Source organism: Brevundimonas sp. UBA2503 (assembly GCF_002341485.1).
GTDB classification, from domain to species: domain Bacteria; phylum Pseudomonadota; class Alphaproteobacteria; order Caulobacterales; family Caulobacteraceae; genus Brevundimonas; species Brevundimonas halotolerans.
The window spans coordinates 50,678-71,555 of sequence record NZ_DDOD01000025.1 but is presented as its reverse complement, the minus strand read 5'-3'; the positions used below and the strand labels follow the sequence as shown (position 1 = coordinate 71,555).

The following is a 20,878-nucleotide window of genomic DNA, read 5'->3' as shown; positions in this document are numbered from 1 at the left end:
GATCCGCCCGATGATGTATCTGGCCCTCAGCTATGATCACCGCATCGTCGACGGCAAGGAAGCCGTGACCTTCCTTGTGCGGATCAAGGAGCACCTCGAGGACCCGCAACGCTTCCTGCTGGACCTGTAAGGGGCGCAATGTCGGAGGGGCGGGATGGCTGAGGAGTTTGAAGTCGCCCGCTTCATGACGGTGGCCGAGGCGGAGCTGCTGGTCGCCCTGCTGGGCCGGCACGGTATCCGCGCCTGGCTTCCCGATCGCGACATGGCCACCATGTTGCCCCACGTGCAGCTGGCCCTCGGCGGCATCCGGGTTGTTGCATATGAGGAGCAGATCGACGCGGCCCGAGACATTGCCCGCCGCGCGCGGGCGGGCGAATTTGCGACGCCGGACGATTTTGACGATTGGCAGGAAGACGCCATTCCCGGCCGCATCGGAGAGCTGGACGAGGCGGACATTCATGGGACGGTGGGCTCTCCGTCGCTGAAATGGTGGGGTGTTGGCCTTGTCGCCGGGGCCACTCTGATTGCCTGGATGCTGGGCTACACCAATAATCTCAGAGAGTTCATACCCTAGCCTTCTCCCAGCACCTCATCCGTATGCTCCCCCAGCGCGGGGGGCGGGCGGTCATAGGCGACCGGCGTGGCCGACATGCGGATCGGGCTGGCGACGGTGCGGATGGGCTCCGACAGATCGGCGCGGGTCTGGTGGACCTCCAGCCCCCGGTGCCTCGCCTGGGGTTCGGCGAACACCTGATCGATCGTATTGACCGGGCCGCAGGGCACGCCCGCCGACTCCAGCGCCACCATCAGCCCCTTCATGTCGTGTCCGGCCGTCATCGCCGACAGCTGGGCCGACAGGGTCGCGCGGTTCTCGATCCGGACCGCATTGGTGGCATAGCGGGGATCGGTGCCCATGCCCGGCGCACCCAAGGCGGTGCACAGGGCGCGGAACTGTCCATCGTTGCCGACCGCGATCACGACCATACCGTCCGTGCACGGAAAGGGCTGATAGGGGGACAGGTTCGGGTGGGCATTGCCCATGCGCGTGGGGGCGATGCCCGAGACGAACCAGTTGGTGGCCTGATTGGCCAGCATGGCCGCCTGCACATCAAACAGGGCGATGTCGATCTGCTGGCCCTCGCCCGTCGCCCGCGCATGCCAGAGCGCGGCCAGAATGGCGTTCGAGGCATAGAGGCCGGTGAACAGGTCTGCGACCGCCACCCCGACCTTCATCGGCTCGGCCCCGGGCGCTCCGTCGGGCTGGCCGGTCACGCTCATCAGCCCGCCCATGGCCTGGATCATATAGTCATAGCCCGCCCGGTGGGCGTCGGGCCCGTCCTGACCAAAGCCGGTGATCGAGCAATAGACCAGCTTCGGATTGATCGCCTTCAGCGCCACCCAGTCCAGCCCGTACTTCTTCAGCCCCCCGGTCTTGAAATTCTCGACCACCACATCGCAGGTCGCAGCCAGTGTGCGGACCGCCTCGGCCCCCTCGGGTGTGGCGATGTCGACCGCCACCGACTTCTTGCCCCGGTTGGCGCAGAGGAAATAGGCCGCGTCCCCCCGCGACCCATCCGTCTTCGTCGTGAAGGGCGGTCCCCACAGGCGGGTGTCGTCCCCCGCCCCGGGCCGCTCGATCTTGATCACCTCGGCGCCGAGGTCCGCTAGCGTCTGCGTCGCCCACGGCCCGGCCAGCACCCGGCTGAGATCCAGCACGCGAACGCCCGCCAGCGGTCCCTGTGTCAAAGGCCGGGATCCCACACACCCGCCTCGCGCATACGGCACTCGCGCGCCTCGCGGGCGCGGCTGTCCATCTCATCGGCCATGCAGCACACCTCGCGCGAGACGGTGCTCTTGCACAGGCCCGGCACCAGCGAATGCAGGAAGGCCGCACCGGCAAGCCTCAGCAGGCGAAACCCGAACCGCGACGACGCGGCCATGTGCTGGAAATAACCCTCGTCCACCTCCCGCGGGTGGGCGACGAACAGACGGTGAAACAGGCGGCTCATGGTGCGGATCATAGCCGCAGTCGGCGCGGCCCTCTACCCGTCCGGCGCGTTCTGGCCTAAACCCGCGCGGCAGGGGCAGAAAAAGAGGTCCGATCAGCGACCCGCCCGCAGATTCAGGAGCGCCTCCATGGCCGACGGCACCCCCCCGACCCGCACCTTCCGCTGGGATGACCCGCTGGATATGGACAATCGCCTGACCGACGACGAGGGCATGATCCGCGACGCCGCCCGCTCCTATGCCCGCGAGCAGCTGTTGCCGCGCGTCGTCGCCGCCTTCCGCGACGAGACCTTCGACCGGTCGATCATGACCGAGATGGGCGAGATGGGCTTCCTCGGCGCCATGCTGCCCGAGGAATACGGCGGCGCGAACGCCTCCCACGTCGCCTATGGCCTGATCGCGCGCGAGATCGAGGCCGTCGACAGCGGCTATCGCTCGGCCATGTCGGTCCAGTCGTCGCTGGCCATGTACCCCATCTATGCCATTGGCTCGGACGAGCAGAAGTCCCGCTTCCTGCCCCGCATGGCGGCGGGCGAACTGATCGGCTGTTTCGGCCTGACCGAGGCCGACGGCGGCTCGGACCCGGCCTCGATGAAGACCCGCGCCGAGGCCGTACCCAATGGCTACAAGCTGAACGGCGCCAAATACTGGATCACCAACTCGCCGATCTCGGATCTGGCGGTGGTCTGGGCCAAGCTGGACGGCGAGATCCGCGGCTTCATCGTCGAGCGCGACTTTGACGGCTTCACCACCGACAAGATCGGCGACAAGCTGTCGCTGCGCGCCTCCATCACCGGCGACATCGGCCTGAACGACGTCTTCGTGCCCGAGGCCAATATCCTGCCGGGCGTCAAGGGCCTGCGCGGGCCCTTCTCCTGCCTCAACAAGGCCCGCTACGGCATCGCCTGGGGGGCGATGGGCGCGGCCGAGGCCTGTTTCCACCTGACCCGCGACTATGTCGGCGAGCGCATGCTGTTCGGCCGGCCGCTGTCCTCGCGCCAGCTGGTCCAGAAGAAGCTGGCCGACATGCAGACCGAGATCTTTCTCGGCCTGGAAGGCGCGCTGGCGCTGGGCCGCCTGCTCGATACCGGCGCCTGGGTGCCCGAGGCCATCTCGATGATGAAGCGCAACAATTGCGGCAAGGCCCTGGCCATCGCCCGCGAGGCCCGCGACATGCACGGCGGGGCCGGCATCACCGGCGAGATGCACGTCATGCGCCACGCCATGAACCTCGAGACGGTCAACACCTATGAAGGCGCCCACGACGTCCACGCTCTCATCCTTGGCCGTGCCATCACCGGGCAGAGCGCGTTCTAGACCCGCACGTCAGGAAGTATCAGGCGCGCGGACCGGTTGATCGGCCGAACATTGTCTTTCCGGGACAGGGGCCTATCCTCTGAACGAGTGGGGAGACGGGGCTATGGACGAGGCGAACCAGACGGATGCGGCGGCGGGCGAGGACCCCTTCGCCCAGCTCGCCGAGGTGTTCGGGGGCTGCACCGCCCTTTTACTCGAGGATGAGCCCGCCCTCTCCGAACATGTCGCCAGCCGTCTGATACGGGCGGGCTTTGCGCGGGTCGACCGGGTCGAGTCGGGCGAGGCGGCGCTCGAAGCCACTGCCGACACCCCCTATGACGTGCTGATCCTCGACCGGCTCACGGCAGGTCTGGACGGTCTGGAAACGCTGAAGCGCATCCGGGCAGGCAAGAGCCCCTCGGCCGACGCCCCGGCCCTGATGCTGACCGCGCTCGGCGCCGAGCGGCAGAAGGTCGAGGGCCTGTTGGGCGGGGCCGACGACTATCTGTCCAAGCCCGTGGGCGACGAGGAGCTGCTTGCCCGGATCGCGGCCCAGCTGCGCCGGTCGGGTCGCCGGTCAAAGGCAAACGGGGGCGATGTCACCAATGGTCCCTTCATCCTGTCGCCCGGCGCCCGCACCCTGCAGATCCAGAGCGAGGACGACGCGCTCCGCTCCATCGAGCTGTCGCCGCTCGAATTTGCCATCGTCTGTGAACTGATGACCGCGCACGGCCAGCCGGTGACCAAGACCATGCTGTGGGACCGCTGCTGGGTGGAATGGAATTTCCTGCCCGACAATTTCGTCAACATCATCGATGCCCGGATCAGTGCGCTGCGGCGGCGGCTCAAGGACCAGTGCCCCGAGGTGCCCGACGTCATGCACCCGCTGATCGTCTCGGCGCGCAGCCAGAGTCTCGTGTTCCGCGACCTCGACGGCGTGGGCTGACGCAGCGTGACCGGCCCCCTGTCCGGCCTGCGCGGGTGGCTGTCCGGGCGCACCTCGGCCCAGCTGTCTGTGGCCGTGGCCGTGCTGGCGGCGCTGGCCCTGTCAGGCTCGGTCGTCATCACGGGTCAGGCCGTGCGCGCGGATCAGCGCCAGAAGGCAGCACTCGTGGCGCTCGCCGACTATGCCGCCATGGTCGACAAACTCGGGGTCCAGGCCTGGGTGGGGGCCGATCAGGTGACCGAGGCCGACGCCGCCTATTTCTCGGCCTGGCTGACCGCCTTCCAGTCCGGTCCGATCCAGGAAGACCGTACGCTTGAAGAGGTCTGCCGCACCGGGCGCGGCGGGGCCGGGGTGCGTTTTATCCGGGCTCCCAGCGGCAAGCCCGCCGGTCTGGCCGCGCTGGAGGACGCGAAAACCCGCCGCCTGAATAGTCTGGGCGACGACGTCTATGTCGCGGGCCTGCCGGCCGGCACTCTCTGCCCCCGCCGCGATGTCGAGGTGGTGGTCGTCAAGCGTCAGGCGGGCGCGCTCGAGATCATTGTCGGTCGCGTCGTCGACCGCTCGGGCGAGGCCTGGGGCCGGGCGGTCCTGATCGTCGGCCTCAGCGGCCTGCTGATCCTGATCTCGGGCCTGACGGCGGCGGTCTTTGCCCGGCACCGGCTGAGTCTGGCCCTGGGCGAGGTCAGCGCCTCGCTGGACCGGGCGGCCATGGGCGATTTCTCGCGCCGCCCGCCGGTCGATGACATCGCGCCCGAGCTTCGCCCGCTCAGCGTCCGGGTCAACGCCACCCTCGACCGGCTGGAAGAGTTGCTGGGCTGGCTGCGCGATTCCTCGGACCAGCTGGCCCATGACTTCCGCACCCCCCTGGCCCGGGCCACCGCGCGACTGGAAAGACTGGAGGAAGCCGACACGCCCGAGGAACGCGCCCGGCTGGCCCGCCTCGCCGGCGACGACCTCCGGCATTTGACCCGGGCCATGAACGAGACGCTGGCGCTCAGGGACGGTTCGGCCTGGGTGTTCGAACGGGTGCAACTGGACGAGCTGGTGACGGCGACGGCAGAGCTCTACGAGCCGCTGGCCGACACAAAGGGCGTGCGTCTGGTGGTCGAGGTCGAGCCGGCCTCGGTGCTCGGCGTCCGGACCCTGCTACAGCGGGCCCTGACCAATCTGGTCGACAATGCCGTGAAGTTCTCGCCTGAGGGCGGCGTCGTGACGCTGCGGGCGAACCCGACCGCCACCGGGGTCGAGGTCTCCATCGCCGATCAGGGTCCCGGCATGGATCCCGCGCGGGCCCGGGGTGCGGTCGAGAACGCAGCCGAAGAAGACCCAGCCCCCAACGGCATCGAAAGCCACGGCATGGGGCTGCCGTTTGTGCGCGCCGTGGTGCGCCGCCACGGCGGCGTCCTGACGATCGATGATGCCGTGCCGGGGGCCATCGTCACGGCGCGCTTCTCGCGCTAAGACGGAGGGGCGAATGGATAAGGGGAATGCGATGCGTCGGTCTGTCCTGCTGAAACTGTCGGTCGCAGCCGTGCTGGTCACCGGCATGGCCAGCGTCCCGGCGGCCGCCTGGGCCCAGGCCACGCCCCTGCCCTATGACGAGGCCCGAGGCGTCTTCAGCTTCGCCGAGGGGCTAGAGCGCACCCTGCCTGCGGTCGTTCAGGTGACCACCCTGGGCCAGTCCAGCGGCCCTCGTTCCGAGGATACCGAGGCCCAGCCCGTCTCGACCGGATCGGGTGTGATCATCGATGCCGGTCAAGGCATCATCGTCACCAACAACCATGTGATCGAGGGCGGGTCGAAATTCACCGTCGACCTGGCCGACGGTCGCCTCTTCGATGCGGTCCTGATCGGCACGGACAAGGCCACCGACATCGCCGTGCTGCGGATCGAGGGCACGGGCCTTGCCCAGGTCGAGGTGGCGGATTCCGACACCCTGCGCACCGGCGATCTGGCCTTTGCCGTCGGCTATCCCCTGGGCCTCGACCAGACCCTGACCATGGGCGTCATCTCGGGCCTCAACCGCTCGGGCCTCGGCGATGCGGTCGAGGACTATATCCAGACGGACGCCGCCGTGAACTCGGGCAATTCCGGTGGGCCGCTGCTCGACAGCCGGGGACGGCTGATCGGCATCAACACCTCTATCCTGTCAGGCGGCGGGGGCGGCAATGACGGCATTGCCTTCGCCGTGCCGACCCGCATCATGCTCTACGTCGTCGGGCAGATCCGCGAGAACGGTCAGGTCCGTCGTGGCAGCACGGGCGCCCTGCTCAGCTCGCTCAACGCGACCTCGGCCCGCGACCTCGGTCTGAACATCGTGCGCGGCGCTGTGGTGCGCGATGTCGCCCCCGGCTCACCTGCCGAGGCGGCGGGCCTGCGCCCCGATGATGTGATCGTCCGGGTCCAGTCGCGTCCCGTGGCCAATGCCGGCTCCGTGCTCGCCACCGTCGGCGTCGCCGCTCCGGGTAGCCAGCTGGAAGTCGTCTATCTGCGCGACGGCGTCGAACAGCGCACCACTGTGGTCGTCGAAATGTCCGAGGCTGGGGGCATTGCGCTGGGGCGTGAGGCCCTGACGGCCTATGGCGCCGGCTTCCGCGAGGCCCGCACGGGCGAACGTGGCGGTCAGGATCATCGCCTGGTGGTCGAGGTGGTCGAGGGCGGCACACCGACGGCCGTCGCCGGTCTGGTGGCGGGCGATCTGGTCGTGTCGGTCAATGGCCGCGACGCCTCCAGCCTTCAGGCCCTGGCCACGGCTCTGGGTACCGATCGGCGCCCGATCCGGCTGCGCGTGTATCGCGCGGGTGAGACCGTCGACCTGACGCTCAATCCTTGATTTTCTGGTGGGGTAAGGCTGGCGGGGACCGGGTTACGGCCCCCGCCAACGCAAACGCCCGTCCCGGCCTGGGGGGGAGGGGGATGGCCGGAACGGGCGATGCTCGCTTGGAGGAAGCGTCGGCCCACTGAAACCCTTGGGGGGAGGAACCCGGGGGGCTGGGGGGGCTGTTCAGGATCCAGGATCGCTCCGGGCTCCAGCGGGCCGATGGGTCTTTCTCTCTCCGCAAGGCGGCGGGCGAAGGACCAAATGGGGGCGTTTTCGTGGCCTCGTCATTTTTCCCATAGTCATGGTTTTCGGGTCGCGCACGGGTGATCCGGGCCCCTCTGGCGTTTGCTGCAGGCCGCGCTAGGATTCGCCCATGAGCAGTGCGTCACACGACAGTTCAGGACCCTTCGCCGCAAAGGGTCCGGTCTTCTTCGAGCGTCGCGAACTGGACCAGCTGCTTCGGATCTATGGGCGTCTGGTCGCCGCAGGTGACTGGCGCGACTACAGCCTGGTGGGCGGGGCCGATGTGGCCGAGTTCGCCGTCTATGCCCGCTCGGGCGATGCGCCCCTCTATCGAGTCGAGAAGCGCCCGGCCCTCCAGAGCCGACAGGGGCAGTGGGCCGTGATCGGTCAGGGCGGTCAGGTGCTGAAACGCGGGCGCGACCTGGCCCAGGTGCTGCGCGTCTTCGACTCCCGCCGCTTTCAGGTGATCGACTGACCCCCATGAAACGGACCCCACGAAAAAGGCCCCGGCGTTTCCACCGGGGCCTCGATTTCGTCTGTCTGTGGGCCGTCTTTTATTCGCGACCGCCGAACAGGGCCAGCAGGAACTGGAACAGGTTCACGAAGTTGATGAACAGGCTCAGCGCGCCAAAGCCGGTGGCCACGGCCATCGCCGCCTGGTCACCGCCCAAGGCATAGTAGGTCATCTTCAGCCGCTGGGTGTCGTAGGCGATCAGGGCCGAGAAGATCAGCACGCCGACCACACTGATGATCAGCGCCAGCATGCCGTTGCCCAGGAACATATTGACCACCATGGCAATCACCAGGCCGATGACGCCCATGATCAGGAAGGTGCCCAGACCCGACAGGTCCTTCTTCGTCGTGTAGCCGAACAGGCTCAGCGCACCGAAGGCGGCGGCCGTGATGAAGAAGGTCGAGGCGATCGAGCCCATATTGTAGATCAGGAACAGCACGCCCATGCCCGCGCCGATGGTCGAGACCACGGCCCAGTACAGCAGGTTTACCCCGCCCGCCGTCGGGTTCTTCATGAAGAACATCGAGCCGAACAGCATCACCAGCGGCGAAAACTGCACGATCATGCCCAGCATGGTCAGGCTGACGCGGCCGTCGGCGCCTTGCGTGAACAGATACTGGCCAACCTCGGGCACGTTGCCGGTAAGATAGGCCAGCGCACCGGCCACCACGAGGCCGAGGGCCAGCTTGTTATAGACCCCCAGCATGAAGGCGCGCAGGCCCGCATCCATCGCCATGTCGGCGGTTCGCGGCATGGGGCGCGCAGGGTTCCGGAATTCGTTCATTCGAGCGTGTCTCCCACGGATCGTGCGGCACAGTCGCCGCGTTTGCAGTGAATATCGTCAGAGCAGGCCCGTCACGCAAGGGAAACCGGACTTGGAGTGCGAAGCGTCGCCCGCTACCAAGGGTCGCATGGTCCGCCTGTTCACCGCCCTCGCTGTGCCGCCTGACATCGCCGACACGCTGGTCCGGCGGCAAACCGGCCTGCCCGGCGCGGCCTGGCGCCCGCCCGAAGCCCTGCACATCACCCTCAGCTTCTACGGCGAAATGATGCTTCGACAGGCCGATGATCTGGATGGAGAACTGGTCCGGGCCGCCGGGCGCGGCCCGCTCAGCCTGTCATTGGCGGGGGTCGGTGCCTTCGGCGACGGGCACAGGGCGCGAACCCTTTGGGCCGGCGTGTCTCCCGACGAGCGCCTGACGGCGCTGGCGGCGCGCTGCGAGGCGTCGGGCCGTCGGGCGGGGCTCGATCCCCCGCGCCGGACCTACCATCCGCATGTGACCCTCGCCTATCTGAAGCCGACCGTGCGCGATGACCGGCTGGCGGCCTGGATCCAAGGCCACAACCTGCTGCAATCGCCCCCTTTCAGGCTGGACCATTTCGGCCTCTATTCCAGTGTCACCGGCCCGAATGGCGGCACCTACAGCCTTGAACAGGAGTATCCGCTTTGACCCACGCCGATACGGACGACGTCGCCCCCGGCCCGTGGATCGAAACCGCGCGCCTGATCCTGCGCCCGACCGCCCTGTCTGACTTTCCTCGCTGGGCCGAGATGATGGCCGATGAAGAGGCGGCCCGGTACATCGGCGGGGTCCAGCCGCGCGCCGTCGCCTGGCGCGGCATGATCAGCATGGCCGGGGCCTGGGCGTTGACCGGGGTGGCCATGTTCTCGGTGCTTGACCGGGAAACCGGTCAATGGCTGGGCCGGATCGGCCCCTGGCAGCCCGAGGGCTGGCCGGGCCCCGAGGTCGGCTGGTCGCTGCACCCGGATGCCCAGGGCAAGGGCTATGCGCTTGAGGCCGCCACCGCCACGATGGACTATGCCTTCGACATTCTGGGTTGGACCGAGGTCATTCACACGATCGATCCGGACAACCGGGCCTCTTGCATGCTGGCCGAGCGGCTGGGATCTTATAATCAGGGACGGACACGCCTGCCAGAGCCCTATCAGGATGCCGTCGTCGACCGCTGGGGCCAGACCCGCGAACAGTGGGCGGCCCGCGCTCGGGGCTGACAAGGCAACCCAACCGGGGTCCGGCGCGTAACTGCACGGACCGATTTCACCGCCCAAGGAGCACCGGATGCATCTGTCCCGCCTGATCGCCGCCCCCATCGCGGTCGCCGCCATGGCCCTGTCAACCCCCGTCCTGGCCCAGGCCACCAATGTCAATCTCGACCGCTTCGACGGCCGCTGGTTCGAGGTCGTGCGCAATCCCAACAACGTGCAAAAGGATTGCAGCCGCGCCCAGATCGACTTCACGCCACAATCCCGCGCCGGCCGCTATTCCCTGTCGGTCGCCTGCACCCGCACGGCGGACGGCGAGGTCGAGGTCCTGCGCGCCAACGCCCGCGTCACCGACACGGCGACCAATGCGAAGTTCCGCTTCACCCTGACCGGCCTGCTCAGCTTCGGCGGTCTGGCGGGTCAGAACTACTGGGTCTGGGATCACGCCCCGGACTACAGCTGGGCCATCATGGGCCTGCCGGACAAGTCCAACTGGTGGATCTGGCACCGCAGTGCCAATCCGTCGGCCGCCGAGCGCAGCCGCCTCGTCGCCCGCGCCGGCCAGCTGGGCTTCAACACCAGCCGCACCGTGCACACGGGCCGGTAAACGCCCCGCTTGAATGCGGAACATAGGCAGAACATAGTGGCGGCATGTCCGCCACCCCGCTCCTGTCGCTGAGTCTGTCGCCTGTCGACGGTCCCCGGCCCGAGACCACCCGCCGCATCACCCGGGGGGTGGCCCGGCTGATGGTGGACCTCGGCCATGCGCCGCTCGTCGAGGTGGCCCTGCCCAACGGACGCCGCGCCGACGTCATGGCGCTGGGCCCGCGCGGCGAGATCGTGATCTGCGAGGTCAAGTCCAGCCTTGAGGACTACCGCTGCGACCGCAAATGGGGCGACTATGCCCCCTTTTGCGACCGGTTTTATTTCGCGGTCTCGACCGGCTTTCCGCACACCGTCCTGCCGGACGAGATCGGTCTGATCGTGGCCGACGATTTCGGCGGGGCCATCCTGCGCGATTCCGGGCCCCAGCCGCTGGCCCCGGCGCGCCGCAAGGCCCTGACCATCGCCTTCGCCCGTCTGGCAGCCTTCCGCAGACCCTTCTAGCGCGCCCTTCTAGCGCGGCGCGCGCTTGGCCAGGATGCGCTGCAGGGTCCGCCGGTGCATGCCCAGCCGCCGGGCCGTCTCCGAGACATTGTGGTCGCACAGCTCATAGACGCGCTGGATATGCTCCCAACGCACCCGGTCGGCGCTCATCGGATTGTCGGGCGGCTCGGGGGCATCGCCGGTCGCCAGCAGGGCCTTGACCACATCGTCGGCATCGGCGGGCTTCTGCAGATAGTCGACCGCCCCGGCCTTGACTGCCGCGACGGCCGTAGCGATGGCGCCATAGCCGGTCAGCATGATGATCCGGGCATCGTCGCGACGCTCTCGGATGGCCTCGACGATCTTCAGGCCATTGCCGTCCTCCAGCCGCATGTCCAGCACGGCAAAGGCGGGCACGCGCTCACCCAGCGCGGTCTGGGCCTCGGCGATCGAGGCCGCCGTGGTCACTTCAAAGCCCCGCGATTCCAGCGCACGCCCCAGCCGGGTCCTCAGCGCATTGTCGTCATCCAGCACCAGCAGCGAGCGATCGTCCAGCCGGGTGATACGGGGGTCGGTGTCGGTCATCATCTGTCTCCAATGTCGATCACGTCGTTACGGGACCGCCCGCCGTCAAGATGCAGGCGCGCCCTGCGACACTTGGCCCGGCTCCAGCGCCTGCCGGGGCCAGCGCACCGCAACCCGGGCGCCGCGCAACCGTCCTTTGGCTCCACTGCCTGCCCCGACCGTCACCTTGCCGCCGGTCCGCTCCAGCAGGGTGCGGGCGATGAAGAAGCCCAGCCCCATGCCGCCCTGGCTGGGAGCGATGGCTTCGGGCGGCGCGGCGTCCTTGGTCCGGCCGGCCCGGCGGGCGGCGCGCGGGACGGCGGCGGCGGCGATCTGGGCGGCCAGCGCCCGGCGCGCCTTGCCCTGCGGCCGGCTGGTGACATAGGGCTCGCCCAGCCGGGGCAGGATGTCGGGCGAAAAGCCCGGCCCGTCGTCGGCGATCTCGATCTCGATCCAGCCCGCATCGACCGAGGCCACCAGCCGCACCTGTCCGGTGGCAAAATCGGCGGCGTTCTCGACCAGGGTCGACAGGCCGTGGATCACCTCGGGCATCCGGCGGATGCGCGGCGCAGCGGATCCATCCGCCACCCGCACCGTAATCTCGAACTCCAGGTCAAAGCCCTTGTGCGGGGCCGCTACTTCTTCCAGCAGGGCCTTCAGCGCGATGTCGTCGTAAAGCGCATCCCCATCCTCGGGCCGTTGCGACAGCCTTTGCAGGATCAGCCGGCAGCGCTCGGCCTGTTCCAGGATCAGGGCCGCATCCTCGGCGGCGGCGGCATCTGCGGGAAAGGCCCGCTTCAGCTCCTTGGCCACGATCTGGATGGTGGCCAGCGGTGTGCCCAGTTCATGAGCGGCGGCGGCGGCCAGTCCCCCCAGCGCGGCCAGCCGCTGTTCGCGCTGCAGCACATCCTGGGTGGTCGTCAGCGCCAGTTCCAGCTTTTCGGCATCGGCGGCCACCCGCCAGGCATAGGCGGCGGTGAAGACCACCCCGGTCACCAGCGCCAGCCCGATCCCGAACCGGTAGAGCGCCGGCAGGGCCAGCTCGGTCCCGGCCTGCCAGGGCAGGGGCATGGCCCAGAAGAACAGCCCCACCGTCGCCAGCAGCACCAGAAAGCCCAGCGCCAGCGCCTGACGCCCGGGCAGGGAGGCCGCCGCCACCGTCACCGGCGCCACCAGCAGCAGGCAGAACGGGTTCTGCAGCCCGCCGGTCAGTCCCAGCAGCAGGGTCAGCTGCAGGATGTCGAACCCCAGATGGGCCGCCGTCAGCCCGCCGTCCGCCAATGGCGGATCGGGCCGCTTTAACCGGCGCGTGGCGTGCAGATTCATGACCACACTGGCGGCGATCACCGTCAGGCACGGCCACAGCGGCAGGTCGAAATGAAAGCCGGCGGTGGCCACGACAATGGTGGCGCTCTGACCGGCAATGGCCATCCAGCGCAGGATGATCAGCGTCCTCAGCGACAGGCCACGGCTCCGCCGGGGCAGGTTGCGCCAGCCTTTCAGCCCCGGGCCGTGCGGCCCTTTATCCGCTTCAAACGTCTCCACATCCCCTCTATAGACCCGGGCCGAGACCCGGGGCGAGACGTCCCGACGCCGCAACCGTTCAGGAGCACCTCATGCCCCGCAAGTCCGTGGTCATCTTTTCCGCCGCCTGCATCGGTATCGCCGTCGCTCTGGCGCTGGTGACCCTGATCGTCGTGCAGGGCCGGGGCGAGACGCGCGGGGGTACCGCCGGTCAGGCGATCGAGGCCGGCGTCGAGGGCCAACCGACCGCCGGTGGCCCCTTCACCCTGGTCAACCAGGACGGCGAAACCGTTGACCAGGCCCTGCTGGACGGCAAATGGAGTCTGGTCTTCTTCGGCTTCACCTACTGCCCGGATTACTGCCCCACCACCCTGGCCTTCCTTCAGGCGCTGAAGACCGAACTGGGGCCCGAGGGTGGGGATCTGCAGATGATCTTCGTCTCGGTCGATCCGGCCCGCGACACGCCGCAGGCACTCAAGGACTATCTGTCGTCCGACGGCTTTCCCGAGGGCGTCATCGGCCTGACCGGCACCCCGGAACAGGTGGCCGCCGCCGCCGATGCCTATGACGTCTTCTACAGCAGGTCCGGCGAGGGCGAGGCCTATACGATGAACCACTCCCTCGCCATCTGGCTGATGGGTCCGGACGGCAAGGCGCGCCAGACCCTCAACTATGAGCTGGGGCCGGAGACCGCCGCCGACATTTTTCGCCGCGTGAGGGCCCGGGGCTGATCGGGATCAGTCCTGCCGCCGCAGCGCCAGCTGCAGTTCCAGCCTCCTGAGCGCATGAATCATCCGGTTGGCGTGGATGGCCGGCCAGACCGACAGCTTGACCACCAGCGACCCCAGGATCAGCACCGCCGACGGCAGGCCCCAGCGCAGGGCCTCCAGCGCCTCGGTTGCGTGAAAGAACTTCCAGGCGGCCCAGACGCCGGCGATGAACATCACCGCCTGGGCGACCACCAGAACCATGGTGGGCCAGCCGGTCGGTCCGGTGAACACCTCGCCGATCTGCCTGAAATAGCCGGGTTCGGCCCCGGCCCGGGCCAGCAGGGCGCGGTCCTCATCCTTGAGGGTGTTGGCGATCAGGGTGTCGATATCGTCGGTCATGGGGTCACTCCTTGAAGGGTCAGGTGGTCGCGCAGCTTGCGCCGCGCATGCATCAGTCGCGTCTTGATCGTGCCCTCGGGCGCATCGAGGGCCAGCGCCGCCTCGGCCACGCTCAGCTCGTGCAGGTAAACGAGCGCCAGCGCCGCCCTCTGGTCCGGCGGCAGGGCATCAATCGCCCGCCGCATATGCTGCCGGACCAGCACATCGGGCCCGGTCTCGCCCTCAGAGACCACCAGCGGCATCTCATCGTCCATCCCGGTCTCCCGCGCCCGATCCCGACCCCGCCGCCCGCCCAGCCGCCGGCACCGCCGGGTGATGATCATCAGCGCCCAGGCCGGAAAGGCCATCTCGTCCCGCAGGGCCGGAAGGCCCTTCAGAATCTCGACCCAGCCGTCCTGCACCGCCTCGCGGGCCATCTCCATATCGCCCGTCAACCGCCAGGCATGACCGATCAGCCGCGGCTGCCACGCCGCAACCAGCCGGGCCCGCGCCGCCGCATCCCCGGTGCGCGCGGCGGCGACCAGATAGGCCTCGAACAACCGGGCCTTGTCGATGCGATCCGCCGACATGAAGGAACACTCCCGCTCTCGGAAAGATAAGGTGCCGCGAGCCCGCTGTCCGGTTCAATCGGCCGGATCGATAGGCCGCGTCGCCCGCATCCGTTGACGACGCGTCAGAGCCAGAGCGCCCAAGAAAAAGGCCCCGGCGTTTCCGACGGGGCCTCTTCCTCAGTCATTGATCCACGATCAGTCGCGACGACGGCCGCGGCTGCGGTCGCGGTCACCGCCACCTTCGCGCTTGGGACGGCCGCCCGTGTCGTCCGACAGCGGCGGCTCGCCGCGTTCGGCGCGGTCGGCGTTGATCTTGTCGGTGATGTCCTCACCGGTTTCCTGATCGACGACCTTCATCGACAGCTTGGTCTTGCCGCGATCGTCGAAGCCCAGGAACTTGACCTTGACCTCCTGACCTTCCGACAGGACGTCGGCCGGGTTGGCGACGCGTTCCAGAGCGATCTGGGACACGTGAACCAGGCCGTCCTTGGCGCCGAAGAAGTTCACGAAGGCGCCGAAGTCGACGACCTTCACGACCTTGCCGGAGTAGATGGTGCCGGGCTCGGGCTCGGACACGATCGACGAGATCCAGTTCTTGGCGGCGTCGATCTTTTCCTGGTCCGAGGCGGCGATCTTGACGGTGCCGTCGTCCTCGATGTTGACCTTGGCGCCGGTCTTTTCGACGATTTCGCGGATGATCTTGCCGCCGGTGCCGATGATGTCGCGGATCTTGTCGACCGGAACCTTGATGGATTCGATCTTGGGCGCGTATTCGCCCAGTTCCGAACGGGCGCCGTCGATGGCCTTGTCCATTTCATCGAGGATGTGCAGACGACCGGCCGACGCCTGGGCGATGGCCTTCTTCATGATCTCCTCGGTGATACCGGCGACCTTGATGTCCATCTGCAGGCTGGTGATGCCGTCACGGGTGCCGGCCACCTTGAAGTCCATGTCGCCGAGGTGATCTTCGTCACCCAGGATGTCGGACAGGATGGCGAACTCGCCCGAGGGCTCGAGGATCAGGCCCATGGCGATGCCCGAGACCGGCTTCTTGAGCGGCACACCGGCATCCATCAGGGCCAGCGACGAACCACAGACCGTGGCCATCGAGGACGAGCCGTTGGACTCGGTGATCTCGGAGACCAGACGGATGGTGTAGGGGAATTCTTCCGCCGACGGCAGCATCGGGCGAATGGCGCGCCAGGCCAGCTTGCCGTGGCCGATTTCGCGACGACCGGCGCCGCCCATGCGGCCCGTTTCCCCGACCGAATAGGGGGGGAAGTTGTAGTGCAGGAGGAACTTCTCCTTGTACGTCCCGGTCAGGGCGTCGATGTACTGCTCGTCCTCGCCGGTGCCGAGCGTGGCGACGACAATGGCCTGGGTCTCACCCCGGGTGAACAGGGCCGAACCGTGGGTGCGCGGGAAGACGCCGACTTCCGAGACGATGTCGCGGACCTTGTCGAGGGCGCGGCCATCGACGCGGTTGCTGTTGTCGATGATGTCGCGACGCAGAACTTCGGCTTCGCAGGTCTTGAAGGCGGCACCAAAGGCGCCCGAGTCGACGCCGTCCGGGTTCTCCTCGGTCTTGAGGAGGGCCTCGGCGGCCTTCTTCTTGGCGGCACCGACCGCTTCGTGGCGGGCGTGCTTGGCCTTGTGGGTGTAGGCGGCCTTGATGTCGTTGCCGACCAGTTTCTTGATCGAGGCGACGACATCCGAGTGATCCTCGGGCGTGAAGTCGAACGGCTCCTTGGCGGCGTGTTCGGCCAGGTCGATGATGGCATCGATCACCGGCTGCATGCCGCGGTGGGCGAACATCAGGGCGTCGAGGAAGATGTCTTCCGACAGTTCCTTGGCCTCGGACTCGACCATCATCAGGGCGTCCTGGGTACCGGCCACGAACAGGTCGAGGTCGGACTCCGGCATCTGGTCGAGGGTCGGGTTCAGGACCAGCTCGCCGTTGATGTAGCCGACGCGCGCGCCACCGATCGGGCCCATGAAGGGCACGCCGGAGATGGTCAGGGCGGCAGAGGCCGCGACCATGCCGACCACGTCCGGATCATTCTCCAGATCGTGCTGCAGGACGGTGACGACCACCTGGGTCTCGTTCTTGAAGCCCTTGACGAACAGGGGGCGGATCGGACGGTCGATCAGGCGGGAAACCAGGGTTTCCTTTTCGGTCGGACGGCCTTCACGCTTGAAGTAGCCACCGGGGATGCGGCCTGCGGCAAAGGTCTTTTCCTGATAGTTGACCGTCAGGGGGAAGAAATCGAGGCCGGGCTTGGGCGCGCGGCCGTACACGACGGTGGCCAGAACCACGGTCTCGCCATAGGTGGCCAGAACCGCGCCGTCCGCCTGACGGGCGATGCGGCCCGTTTCCAGCGTCAGCGGGCGACCGGCCCACTCAATGGTCTTACGTTTGATATCGAACATATTTTTTCTTTCGAATCCCATGGCCGGATTGCCGATGGGGGCGGACAGTCAGGGCTTGTCTCAGTCCTTCGGGCCCAGGAACCCGGATACGCCGTCGCATCCGGGCGGGTTGGAAGAGGACCGGCGTGGCCCTCGCGTCGTGGAGGCATGCTGCCTCCGGTCCGCCCTGCGGCGGATAAGAGAAAGGGCCCCCCGAAGGCGGCCCCTCCCGTCACCTGGCCTTAGCGGCGCAGGCCCAGTTTTTCGATGAGGGCGGCATAGCGGCCTTCATCGACGGTCTTGAGGTGGTCCAGAAGGCCCCGGCGTTGCGAGACCAGCTTGAGCAGGCCGCGGCGCGAGTGGTTGTCCTTCTTGTGGGTCTTGAAGTGCTCGGTCAGGTTGGCGATCCGTTCGGTCAGGATGGCGACCTGCACTTCGGCGGAACCGGTATCGGCAACGCCGCGAGCGTTTTCAGTGATGACTTCGGCCTTGCGTTGAGGCGTAATCGACATCGTAGAACTCCTTATTGGAGATTGAATACGCGGTCGGGTTCGAGTCGACCGGCCCGCATCTGACAGAGGGCGACCAAGGTTCCGTCCTCGAAGGCCGAAACGGTCCGCGAGCCGGGCGAGAGCCGGGCTTTCAGGGTTTCGATCTGTCGGGGAAGCAGAAGGATCGGCCGTCCCTGCCGAAGCGAGAAAGCATCCGTCGCGGTCACGGCCAGATCCGGGATGTCGTCCAGAGCGGTCGCGACCGGAAGAAGACCTTCCGAGGCGGCGCCCCTATGCACCATTTCGCGAAGAATATCCAGCGTGACCGCGTTTTCGGTCGAGAACGGCCCCACCTGCTCGCGTCTGAGGGCGGTCACATGCCCGTCGGCCCCCAGCATGACCGCCAGATCGCGCGCCAGCGAGCGGATATAGACGCCCTTGCCGGTCCGCACCCGGATCTCGACCCGGTCGGCGTCCGAGGCGGTAATCACGGCCTCATGGATGGTCACGGGGCGGGACTTCAGCTCGAACTCGGCGCCGTCGCGGGCCAGGTCATAGGCGCGCTGGCCATCGACCTTGATGGCGGAAAAGCGCGGCGGCACCTGTTCGATCTCGCCGACAAAGGAGGGCAGGGCGGCCTCGACCGCCTCCCGCGAGGGGCGGACGTCCGAGCGGGCAATCTCGCTGCCCTCGGCGTCGACGCTGTCGGTCGACACCCCCCAGGTGACGGTGAAGCGATAGACTTTTTCCGCGTCCATCATGAAGGGCACGGTCTTGGTCGCCTCGCCCAGGGCAATGGGCAGGATGCCGGTGGCCAGGGGGTCGAGCGTGCCGGCGTGACCGGCCTTTTGTGCATCGAACAGGCGGCGGACGATCGACACGGCCTCGGTCGAGCCCAGCTCCAGCGGCTTGTCGAGACAGACCCAGCCGTGCACGGCCTGACCGCGCTTGCGGCGGGCCATCAGGCGTCCTCGCCCTCGTCCCCGTGGGGCTTCACATCCGCCTGGACCCGCGGGTCGTCCAGCAGCCGGTTCAGCCGCTCGGCGGCCTCGAAGCTGACGTCGTGACGGAAGCGCAGGTCGGGGGTGAAGCGCATGTCGATGTGCCGGCCCAGGGCGCCGCGGAGGAATTTGGCATGGGCGTTCAGCGCCTTGACGATCTCGTCGACCTGGCCGCCGACGTCGGTCGTATCGACCCCGGCGCCCAGCGGCTCGACGAAACAGGTGGCGTGTTTCAGGTCCGGCGACAGCCGCACCTCGGTGACGGTGATCGACACACCGATCAGGGCCGGGTCGCGGATCTCGTTCTCGCGCATGACCTCGACGAGGGCGTGGCGGATCAATTCCGAGGCGCGCAGCTGGCGCTGGCTGGCGCCGTAGCCGGCCGTGGCGCCGGGTTTGCGTCGGCTCATGGCGGGGTCTTCCTCGATCAGCAGGGACCGGCAAGGGACCGGATGACAAGGGGGCGCGGTTTAGTCGTCCCGACCGTCCCTGTCCAGCGTGGCGGCAGACCGGGCATCGGCCAGCACGGCGCCCGCGACGACCGTCCGCCCCGGATGGACGGTCAGGCCGGCCGCTTCCAGCACCTCGGCGGTCCAGCGATTGCACATCCGGCCGATCCAGAAGGTCTCGGTCGAGGCATAGAAGCGGGTGCGTCCGTCCGCGCCGGTGGCGCTGAGCCGGGGGGCGCCGCCCTGAAGGTCCAGCGAGGCCTCGATCCGGGCCGCCAGGGCCTCAAAGGCGTCGGGCGACAGGCGCAGTTGCACCTGCCGGTCGGTATTCCGGACCGGGGTCAGCCGGCCGAGCGGGCTGAGCATGACGACCGAGGGGTTGTCCGGCGCGAACAGGGCCCGGACCCCGTCGGGCAAGCGCGACGTGACCGGGCTCTGGTCGACATAGAAGCGCGCATCACCCCAGCCGATCCGCACCGCACCGCCGGGGCCAAGGTCCGCGACCAGATCGGCCAGCGGTCCGCCCCGCGCGATCAGGGGCGCGCGGTCCATGACCAGATCGGTGTGAAAGCCGTTGCTGTCGACCCGCACCGGCACCGCGTCCGGACCGCCGTGCGACAGGCTGGGCCCGGACTCAGACCAGCTGACAAGGCCCAGGATCACCCCGACCAGTCCCGCCATCAGGAAGCGGAATGCCCCGCCCATGCTCATCTCCGCAATGTCCGCCGCTCAGGGAATACGGAAGGCGAGATCGGCGCAAGCCCGGGCGTCACCCTCGGGCCGGTCGGCAAAGGCCAGCAGGCGCAGGGTCTGGCCTTGTGCCGCCAGCGCCAGATAGCGGGCCGGGTATTCAGCACACAGCGGCTGGCTCCCGGCAGAAGGCTCAAGGTCGGTGATCTCGCGAAGCTCGACCTGCTGGCCGGGCGCGAGACCCGCCGCGGCAAAGGGTGGCTCTGACCCGGTGGCGATCCGGTGTGGGCGGGTCTTAAGTACGCCAAGGCCGGTGATCTCAAGCTGCGCCCCGTCAGCATGCATCAGGGGCCAGGGCGTGGATTCGGAAGCGGCGAACGGCCCGTGAAGGGCGTGATCCGCAACCAGTGTCGGCAGGTCCGGGGCCGGCGCGGCGGGGGATGAGACGCGCGTCCAGACGTCGGCCAGTTCGGCGCGGGCGCGGGTGACGGTCTGTTCGGCGCTGCGCTCGTCAAAGGCCGAGAGCAGCAGCACCAGAACCAGCACCCCGAACAGGTCGAGGAGGCGTCTCATCGGGCGCTCTGGCGGGACGGGTCGGGGCACATGGATTCACGCTATCAGCGATCCATGACGGTTCGAAAGCCTTATCGCGCCGAGGGCGAGGTTTCGTCAGGCTGCGGCGCGGCGCCCTCGGGCAGGGTCCATTCGCCGCGATAGGTGTAGCTGAGCGTCACGCAGTGGCGATAGGTGCCGTCGGTCCAGCGACCCACGGCGTGCAGGGTGATGGGGTCGCCCTGACGAATGCGGCCTGTCAGCAGCCAGGCATCATCGGCACCGGGGCACAGCGCCCGGACCAGACCCCGCCCGTCGCCTTCCTTGACGATGCCATAGACGTCATTGGCCCGAACCCCGGCCGGCAGGGCGGCCCGCGTCTCACGGGGACCGCCCCGGCGGATCTCGGCCGAGCCGCGTGCCGTGGTCGAGAACAACCGCTGGACGCTGACAGCGCCGAAGAAGTTGCGACGGATCTCGATGGTGATGCCCTGCGTCAGGGCCTGGGTAACGCGGTCGGCGGCGTCATAGGCCCAGAAGCGGGTTTCCGCCGCCGCCGGACCGACCATGAAGGCGAGCAACAGAAGGCCTGTGGCAAGACGTTTCATGACCGGTCTCCG

The 20,878-nt window shown here is 68.1% G+C and carries 26 protein-coding genes; 12 read left to right on the top strand and 14 right to left on the bottom strand.

The window, feature by feature from the left end; translation table 11 throughout:
- The coding region (locus B4K74_RS11840; RefSeq protein ID WP_286693364.1) for a 2-oxo acid dehydrogenase subunit E2 at nucleotides 1–130 on the top strand (130 nt) is incomplete at its 5' end.
- A 24-nt stretch (nucleotides 131–154) separates the two neighbouring features.
- Complete coding sequence (locus tag B4K74_RS11835) at nucleotides 155–574, top strand: hypothetical protein (RefSeq protein ID WP_286693105.1); 420 nt, start codon at nucleotides 155–157, stop codon at nucleotides 572–574.
- On the opposite strand, the gene B4K74_RS11830 is transcribed toward B4K74_RS11835, so the two are convergent.
- Both B4K74_RS11830 and B4K74_RS11825 read right to left on the bottom strand, forming a co-directional pair.
- Nucleotides 571–1,746 (bottom strand): CaiB/BaiF CoA transferase family protein, encoded by a 1,176-nt coding sequence (locus B4K74_RS11830; RefSeq protein ID WP_286693104.1) that lies wholly within the window; start codon nucleotides 1,744–1,746, stop codon nucleotides 571–573. The genes B4K74_RS11835 and B4K74_RS11830 overlap by 4 nt on opposite strands.
- On the bottom strand, nucleotides 1,743–2,009 hold the full coding sequence (locus B4K74_RS11825; RefSeq protein WP_286693103.1) for a DUF6356 family protein: 267 nt from the start codon (nucleotides 2,007–2,009) through the stop codon (nucleotides 1,743–1,745). Before B4K74_RS11825 ends, B4K74_RS11830 begins: the two co-directional genes overlap by 4 nt.
- 127 nt (nucleotides 2,010–2,136) lie before the next feature.
- On the opposite strand from B4K74_RS11825, the gene B4K74_RS11820 reads away from it, so the two are divergent.
- The 5 genes from B4K74_RS11820 to B4K74_RS11800 all read left to right on the top strand — a co-directional run bounded on the left by B4K74_RS11820 (nucleotide 2,137) and on the right by B4K74_RS11800 (nucleotide 7,788).
- Nucleotides 2,137–3,324, top strand: coding sequence for an acyl-CoA dehydrogenase (locus B4K74_RS11820; protein WP_286693102.1), 1,188 nt, complete (start codon nucleotides 2,137–2,139; stop codon nucleotides 3,322–3,324).
- Nucleotides 3,325–3,427: 103 nt separating this feature from the next.
- Nucleotides 3,428–4,249, top strand: coding sequence for a response regulator transcription factor (locus B4K74_RS11815; RefSeq protein ID WP_286693101.1), 822 nt, complete (start codon nucleotides 3,428–3,430; stop codon nucleotides 4,247–4,249).
- A 6-nt stretch (nucleotides 4,250–4,255) separates the two neighbouring features.
- Nucleotides 4,256–5,710 (top strand): HAMP domain-containing sensor histidine kinase, encoded by a 1,455-nt coding sequence (locus B4K74_RS11810; RefSeq protein WP_286693100.1) that lies wholly within the window; start codon nucleotides 4,256–4,258, stop codon nucleotides 5,708–5,710.
- A gap of 31 nt (nucleotides 5,711–5,741) precedes the next feature.
- Nucleotides 5,742–7,082, top strand: coding sequence for a trypsin-like peptidase domain-containing protein (locus B4K74_RS11805; protein WP_123288220.1), 1,341 nt, complete (start codon nucleotides 5,742–5,744; stop codon nucleotides 7,080–7,082).
- A gap of 361 nt (nucleotides 7,083–7,443) precedes the next feature.
- Nucleotides 7,444–7,788, top strand: coding sequence for a DUF2794 domain-containing protein (locus tag B4K74_RS11800; RefSeq protein ID WP_286693099.1), 345 nt, complete (start codon nucleotides 7,444–7,446; stop codon nucleotides 7,786–7,788).
- A gap of 79 nt (nucleotides 7,789–7,867) precedes the next feature.
- Here B4K74_RS11800 and B4K74_RS11795 read toward each other — a convergent pair whose 3' ends face one another.
- Nucleotides 7,868–8,611 (bottom strand): Bax inhibitor-1/YccA family protein, encoded by a 744-nt coding sequence (locus B4K74_RS11795; protein WP_286693098.1) that lies wholly within the window; start codon nucleotides 8,609–8,611, stop codon nucleotides 7,868–7,870.
- A gap of 127 nt (nucleotides 8,612–8,738) precedes the next feature.
- Here B4K74_RS11795 and thpR point away from each other — a divergent pair, with 127 nt between their 5' ends.
- The 4 genes from thpR to mmcB all read left to right on the top strand — a co-directional run bounded on the left by thpR (nucleotide 8,739) and on the right by mmcB (nucleotide 10,939).
- The gene (gene thpR, locus B4K74_RS11790; RefSeq protein ID WP_286693097.1) at nucleotides 8,739–9,278 is read left to right on the top strand and encodes an RNA 2',3'-cyclic phosphodiesterase; all 540 of its coding nucleotides are present in this window, start codon (nucleotides 8,739–8,741) and stop codon (nucleotides 9,276–9,278) included.
- Nucleotides 9,275–9,841, top strand: a complete 567-nt coding sequence (locus B4K74_RS11785) for a GNAT family N-acetyltransferase (RefSeq protein WP_286693096.1) — start codon at nucleotides 9,275–9,277, stop codon at nucleotides 9,839–9,841. Before thpR ends, B4K74_RS11785 begins: the two co-directional genes overlap by 4 nt.
- A gap of 67 nt (nucleotides 9,842–9,908) precedes the next feature.
- The gene (locus B4K74_RS11780) at nucleotides 9,909–10,439 is read left to right on the top strand and encodes a lipocalin family protein (protein WP_123288167.1); all 531 of its coding nucleotides are present in this window, start codon (nucleotides 9,909–9,911) and stop codon (nucleotides 10,437–10,439) included.
- 44 nt (nucleotides 10,440–10,483) lie between these two features.
- Nucleotides 10,484–10,939, top strand: a complete 456-nt coding sequence (mmcB, locus tag B4K74_RS11775; protein WP_286693095.1) for a DNA repair putative endonuclease MmcB — start codon at nucleotides 10,484–10,486, stop codon at nucleotides 10,937–10,939.
- Nucleotides 10,940–10,948: 9 nt separating this feature from the next.
- Here mmcB and B4K74_RS11770 read toward each other — a convergent pair whose 3' ends face one another.
- Nucleotides 10,949–11,503, bottom strand: coding sequence for an ActR/PrrA/RegA family redox response regulator transcription factor (locus tag B4K74_RS11770; RefSeq protein ID WP_123288219.1), 555 nt, complete (start codon nucleotides 11,501–11,503; stop codon nucleotides 10,949–10,951).
- Nucleotides 11,504–11,548: 45 nt separating this feature from the next.
- Nucleotides 11,549–13,027 (bottom strand): ActS/PrrB/RegB family redox-sensitive histidine kinase, encoded by a 1,479-nt coding sequence (locus B4K74_RS11765; RefSeq protein ID WP_286693094.1) that lies wholly within the window; start codon nucleotides 13,025–13,027, stop codon nucleotides 11,549–11,551.
- A gap of 71 nt (nucleotides 13,028–13,098) precedes the next feature.
- Between B4K74_RS11765 and B4K74_RS11760 the strand changes: the two genes are divergently transcribed.
- The gene (locus B4K74_RS11760; protein WP_286693093.1) at nucleotides 13,099–13,737 is read left to right on the top strand and encodes an SCO family protein; all 639 of its coding nucleotides are present in this window, start codon (nucleotides 13,099–13,101) and stop codon (nucleotides 13,735–13,737) included.
- A 6-nt stretch (nucleotides 13,738–13,743) separates the two neighbouring features.
- Here B4K74_RS11760 and B4K74_RS11755 read toward each other — a convergent pair whose 3' ends face one another.
- The 9 genes from B4K74_RS11755 to B4K74_RS11715 all read right to left on the bottom strand — a co-directional run bounded on the left by B4K74_RS11755 (nucleotide 13,744) and on the right by B4K74_RS11715 (nucleotide 20,866).
- Nucleotides 13,744–14,115 carry a DUF6768 family protein gene (locus B4K74_RS11755; protein ID WP_286693092.1) on the bottom strand — a complete coding sequence of 124 codons (372 nt, stop codon included), beginning with the start codon at nucleotides 14,113–14,115 and terminating at the stop codon, nucleotides 13,744–13,746.
- Nucleotides 14,112–14,684, bottom strand: a complete 573-nt coding sequence (locus B4K74_RS11750; RefSeq protein ID WP_286693091.1) for an RNA polymerase sigma factor — start codon at nucleotides 14,682–14,684, stop codon at nucleotides 14,112–14,114. Before B4K74_RS11750 ends, B4K74_RS11755 begins: the two co-directional genes overlap by 4 nt.
- 177 nt (nucleotides 14,685–14,861) lie before the next feature.
- On the bottom strand, nucleotides 14,862–17,096 hold the full coding sequence (pnp, locus tag B4K74_RS11745) for a polyribonucleotide nucleotidyltransferase (RefSeq protein ID WP_123288163.1): 2,235 nt from the start codon (nucleotides 17,094–17,096) through the stop codon (nucleotides 14,862–14,864).
- Between the two features lie 221 nt (nucleotides 17,097–17,317).
- Complete coding sequence (gene rpsO, locus B4K74_RS11740) at nucleotides 17,318–17,587, bottom strand: 30S ribosomal protein S15 (RefSeq protein WP_123288162.1); 270 nt, start codon at nucleotides 17,585–17,587, stop codon at nucleotides 17,318–17,320.
- A gap of 11 nt (nucleotides 17,588–17,598) precedes the next feature.
- Nucleotides 17,599–18,528, bottom strand: a complete 930-nt coding sequence (gene truB, locus B4K74_RS11735; protein WP_286693090.1) for a tRNA pseudouridine(55) synthase TruB — start codon at nucleotides 18,526–18,528, stop codon at nucleotides 17,599–17,601.
- Nucleotides 18,528–18,977 carry a 30S ribosome-binding factor RbfA gene (gene rbfA, locus B4K74_RS11730; protein WP_286693089.1) on the bottom strand — a complete coding sequence of 150 codons (450 nt, stop codon included), beginning with the start codon at nucleotides 18,975–18,977 and terminating at the stop codon, nucleotides 18,528–18,530. Before rbfA ends, truB begins: the two co-directional genes overlap by 1 nt.
- Nucleotides 18,978–19,037: 60 nt before the next feature.
- The gene (locus tag B4K74_RS11725) at nucleotides 19,038–19,721 is read right to left on the bottom strand and encodes a DUF2459 domain-containing protein (RefSeq protein ID WP_286693088.1); all 684 of its coding nucleotides are present in this window, start codon (nucleotides 19,719–19,721) and stop codon (nucleotides 19,038–19,040) included.
- A 24-nt stretch (nucleotides 19,722–19,745) separates the two neighbouring features.
- Nucleotides 19,746–20,279, bottom strand: a complete 534-nt coding sequence (locus tag B4K74_RS11720; RefSeq protein WP_286693087.1) for a hypothetical protein — start codon at nucleotides 20,277–20,279, stop codon at nucleotides 19,746–19,748.
- A gap of 71 nt (nucleotides 20,280–20,350) precedes the next feature.
- Nucleotides 20,351–20,866, bottom strand: a complete 516-nt coding sequence (locus B4K74_RS11715; RefSeq protein WP_123288157.1) for a hypothetical protein — start codon at nucleotides 20,864–20,866, stop codon at nucleotides 20,351–20,353.
- Between the last annotated feature and the right edge of the window lie 12 nt (nucleotides 20,867–20,878).

What these genes read in the sequence shown, in the direction of transcription:
- thpR (WP_286693097.1), top strand. Translation starts at nt 8,739, where the DNA reads ATGGTCCGCCTGTTCACCGCCCTCGCTGTGCCGCCTGACATCGCCGAC.
- B4K74_RS11825 (WP_286693103.1), bottom strand. Translation starts at nt 2,009, where the DNA reads ATGAGCCGCCTGTTTCACCGTCTGTTCGTCGCCCACCCGCGGGAGGTG.
- B4K74_RS11780 (WP_123288167.1), top strand. Translation starts at nt 9,909, where the DNA reads ATGCATCTGTCCCGCCTGATCGCCGCCCCCATCGCGGTCGCCGCCATG.
- pnp (WP_123288163.1), bottom strand. Translation starts at nt 17,096, where the DNA reads ATGTTCGATATCAAACGTAAGACCATTGAGTGGGCCGGTCGCCCGCTG.
- truB (WP_286693090.1), bottom strand. Translation starts at nt 18,528, where the DNA reads ATGGCCCGCCGCAAGCGCGGTCAGGCCGTGCACGGCTGGGTCTGTCTC.
- B4K74_RS11725 (WP_286693088.1), bottom strand. Translation starts at nt 19,721, where the DNA reads ATGGGCGGGGCATTCCGCTTCCTGATGGCGGGACTGGTCGGGGTGATC.
- B4K74_RS11805 (WP_123288220.1), top strand. Translation starts at nt 5,742, where the DNA reads ATGCGTCGGTCTGTCCTGCTGAAACTGTCGGTCGCAGCCGTGCTGGTC.
- rpsO (WP_123288162.1), bottom strand. Translation starts at nt 17,587, where the DNA reads ATGTCGATTACGCCTCAACGCAAGGCCGAAGTCATCACTGAAAACGCT.
- B4K74_RS11755 (WP_286693092.1), bottom strand. Translation starts at nt 14,115, where the DNA reads ATGACCGACGATATCGACACCCTGATCGCCAACACCCTCAAGGATGAG.
- B4K74_RS11720 (WP_286693087.1), bottom strand. Translation starts at nt 20,279, where the DNA reads ATGAGACGCCTCCTCGACCTGTTCGGGGTGCTGGTTCTGGTGCTGCTG.
- B4K74_RS11770 (WP_123288219.1), bottom strand. Translation starts at nt 11,503, where the DNA reads ATGACCGACACCGACCCCCGTATCACCCGGCTGGACGATCGCTCGCTG.
- B4K74_RS11715 (WP_123288157.1), bottom strand. Translation starts at nt 20,866, where the DNA reads ATGAAACGTCTTGCCACAGGCCTTCTGTTGCTCGCCTTCATGGTCGGT.
- B4K74_RS11750 (WP_286693091.1), bottom strand. Translation starts at nt 14,684, where the DNA reads ATGTCGGCGGATCGCATCGACAAGGCCCGGTTGTTCGAGGCCTATCTG.
- mmcB (WP_286693095.1), top strand. Translation starts at nt 10,484, where the DNA reads ATGTCCGCCACCCCGCTCCTGTCGCTGAGTCTGTCGCCTGTCGACGGT.
- B4K74_RS11820 (WP_286693102.1), top strand. Translation starts at nt 2,137, where the DNA reads ATGGCCGACGGCACCCCCCCGACCCGCACCTTCCGCTGGGATGACCCG.
- rbfA (WP_286693089.1), bottom strand. Translation starts at nt 18,977, where the DNA reads ATGAGCCGACGCAAACCCGGCGCCACGGCCGGCTACGGCGCCAGCCAG.
- B4K74_RS11800 (WP_286693099.1), top strand. Translation starts at nt 7,444, where the DNA reads ATGAGCAGTGCGTCACACGACAGTTCAGGACCCTTCGCCGCAAAGGGT.
- B4K74_RS11760 (WP_286693093.1), top strand. Translation starts at nt 13,099, where the DNA reads ATGCCCCGCAAGTCCGTGGTCATCTTTTCCGCCGCCTGCATCGGTATC.
- B4K74_RS11815 (WP_286693101.1), top strand. Translation starts at nt 3,428, where the DNA reads ATGGACGAGGCGAACCAGACGGATGCGGCGGCGGGCGAGGACCCCTTC.
- B4K74_RS11795 (WP_286693098.1), bottom strand. Translation starts at nt 8,611, where the DNA reads ATGAACGAATTCCGGAACCCTGCGCGCCCCATGCCGCGAACCGCCGAC.
- B4K74_RS11835 (WP_286693105.1), top strand. Translation starts at nt 155, where the DNA reads ATGGCTGAGGAGTTTGAAGTCGCCCGCTTCATGACGGTGGCCGAGGCG.